This window comes from Streptomyces pratensis (assembly GCF_037137275.1).
In the GTDB taxonomy this organism is placed as follows: domain Bacteria; phylum Actinomycetota; class Actinomycetes; order Streptomycetales; family Streptomycetaceae; genus Streptomyces; species Streptomyces pratensis_B.
In genome coordinates, this window is record NZ_JBBBEN010000065.1 from 1 (window position 1) to 2,499 (window position 2,499).

The 2,499-nt window shown below is 70.9% G+C and carries 3 protein-coding genes; all 3 read right to left on the bottom strand.

Annotated features, from left to right (window positions below; all coding sequences use genetic code 11):
• Positions 1–264 precede the first annotated feature (264 nt).
• Positions 265–618: a GNAT family N-acetyltransferase gene (locus V9U70_RS06015; protein WP_336673415.1), complete on the bottom strand. Its 354-nt coding sequence runs from the start codon at positions 616–618 to the stop codon at positions 265–267.
• Between the two features lie 49 nt (positions 619–667).
• Complete coding sequence (gene panD / locus V9U70_RS06020) at positions 668–1,093, bottom strand: aspartate 1-decarboxylase (protein WP_336673416.1); 426 nt, start codon at positions 1,091–1,093, stop codon at positions 668–670.
• 605 nt (positions 1,094–1,698) lie between these two features.
• Positions 1,699–2,424, bottom strand: a complete 726-nt coding sequence (locus V9U70_RS06025) for a GAF and ANTAR domain-containing protein (protein WP_336673417.1) — start codon at positions 2,422–2,424, stop codon at positions 1,699–1,701.
• Positions 2,425–2,499 lie beyond the last annotated feature (75 nt).

A 2,499-nucleotide genomic window follows, 5' to 3' on the forward strand; every position in this document is an offset into this window, starting at 1 on the left:
GGCGGCGCCGGGGGCGGGCTCGGCACCGGGGTGGGCGGGCCGGGCGCCGGCGGAGGCGTCGGCGCGGGCGGCACCGGGTCGGGGTACGGGTGGGTCATCTCGATCCTCCACAACGACACGGACAGGACGGATGGAGCTCTCCTCCACCGTCTCCCGGAGCGGCTGCCCCCGCCTGCCGAGCCCACACCTGTGCGCCGGGTCCTCGGCCGGACAGCGATCACCGCGAGCCCGGCGGGCACCGGTCCCGCCCCGTCGCCCGGCCGGTCAGAACAGCTCGGGGTGGTTCCTCAGCTGCGCCTGCGCCTCTCTTACGAGCTCTTCCGGTGCTCCGGGCGCCTCGTCGGGGTGGCGCTGCGCCCACGTCACCACGTACGGGCAGAGCGGCACGACGGGGACGCCCTCACGGGCCGCCATGCCGTAGAACTCCCGGACGAGCGCCCCGGCGATGCCCCTGCCCTCGTGCTCGGGCGGGACGACGGTGTGCACGGCCACCAGGGCGCCGGGGGCGGGGACCATGGCGAAGTAGGCGATGCTCCCGGTCGCCGTGCCGTCCTCGCGGGCCACGAGGCAGCCGCGCTCCCGGTCGTCGGTGATCTCTACAGCTGTGTTCTCCGCCATGGTCCCCACTCCTCTTCTCCTGGACGTCCCCCAGGCGCGGACGGCGGCTTCAGCCGCCCGCGACGACCGCCTGCGGGCTCCGCTCCGTAGGGCTCCCGGGCACCGGCGCCGAGGCGTCGGTGCCGAGCGCCACGATCCGGTTGTCCGCGTCCACGTGGACGACCCGCGGCACGAGGGCTCGGGCCTCCGCGTCCTCGACCTGGGCATAGCTGATCAGGATGACCAGGTCGCCGGGGTGCACGAGATGGGCGGCCGCGCCGTTGATCCCGATGACGCCGGAGCCGCGCTCGCCCTCGATGACGTACGTCTCCAGGCGTGCGCCGTTGTCGATGTCAACGATATGGACCAGCTCGCCGGGCAGCAGGTCGGCGGCCTCCATCAGGGCGGCGTCAACGGTCACGGAACCGACGTAGTGCAGATCGGCCTGGGTGACGGTGGCCCGATGGATTTTGGACTTGAACATTGTACGCAACATCAAAGCACTCCCACAAGTAGGCTCCCTGCCTGTGTTTCTGCAGGTCAAGGGCTGTTTCGTCACCCTACAGCGAGTCGCATGCCCGGCGGCTTCCCCCAGGGTTTCCAGAACTCATGCCGACCGTTGCCGACTTCCCTGACACCCCGCCAGGTGCTTGGAGGAGGGCCTCCTCACGGACCTCACCGCGGCGACGGTCCAAGCCTACGCAGCATCGCCGAAGGACGTCCGTGATCACGGTCACGTACGGGCTGGCCGGAAGTCGGGCCGCGCGATCCAATGGCCACCTGCGGCAAGCCCCCTCCCCTCCAGAAGGGCGGAGAAGGCGAGGTTCCGCTCACGGACAGACAGCTGGGCATTGCGCCCGGGCGGGCCCGGCGACCGCCGTTGACGAGGGTGTGGCGCTCTCAGGTGCGGGGACGCGGCCGGGAGCGAGCCCCTGTTGGTGGGCGGGAGCGTGACGGGGAAACGAGGGAGCGGGCGTGTGCCGCGGCCGGAGGTGCTCAGCTCACCAGTGTGTGGACTGCCGGACGTTGGGAACTCCGGGTGCAGGCCGGGCCGGCGGCGTTCCCCTGGGGGCTGGTTCGGCTGAGGTTCCTCCGGTTCTGTCACGTGCCGGGGGAGCCGCTCCCCCCGTGCTCCGGCCGGGGCAGGGCACCGAGTTCGGCGACGTGGCGGGCGACCTCGCGCAGCTTGATGTTGTGGTTCTGCGAAAAGCGACGCAGGACGTTGAAGGCTTCGTTCTCGGCGAGGCCGTGGCCGGCCATGAGAATGCCCATGGCTTCACCGATGACGTGCCGGGAGGCGATCGCCTGCTCCAGTTGCTCGTGGACCCGTGCGCTGGAGAGGGCGACGGCAGCGTGGGAGGCCAGGACCCAGGCGGAGGCCTCACCGACCTCGTTGAACCGTCCAGGATGCCTGGCATACAGGTTCAGCGCGCCGAGGTTGTCGTCCTCGGTGAACAGCAGGACGCCCACCATGCTGCCCACTCCGAGTCCGCGGGCGGAAGACGCGAAGGCGGGCCAGCGCTGATGCGGGGCGGTCATGTCAACGACGCGGTAGACCCGCTCCCCATCCCGGTGGCGGGCCGCGTCGAAACAGGGGCCCTCCTGGAGACGCTCCTGCAGCCGGTCGCTGTCGGTGACCCACTGCTCGGTGGCTGCGAGGGTCCGCACTCGGTCTTCGCGCATGACGAGGACGCCGGCGGCGTCGCAGCCCTCGACCAGCTCGGTCGCGGACGTGGTGATCAGCTCGAACATGTCGGATACGCAGTCTTGCGCCGACAGGTCGCGTGCCATCGTCGCCATCTGTTGCGCGAAATCCTGCCAGTCCATGCCCGTGCGGCTCCCTACCTGGCACCAGCCCTACGGCGGCGGCACAGCGTCCAAGGTGTCCTCACGACCCTACGG

Bases quoted from the DNA above. Each gene is read 5' to 3' on its own strand.
- V9U70_RS06015 (WP_336673415.1), bottom strand. From the start codon at position 618: ATGGCGGAGAACACAGCTGTAGAGATCACCGACGACCGGGAGCGCGGC.
- panD (WP_336673416.1), bottom strand. From the start codon at position 1,093: ATGTTGCGTACAATGTTCAAGTCCAAAATCCATCGGGCCACCGTCACC.
- V9U70_RS06025 (WP_336673417.1), bottom strand. From the start codon at position 2,424: ATGGACTGGCAGGATTTCGCGCAACAGATGGCGACGATGGCACGCGAC.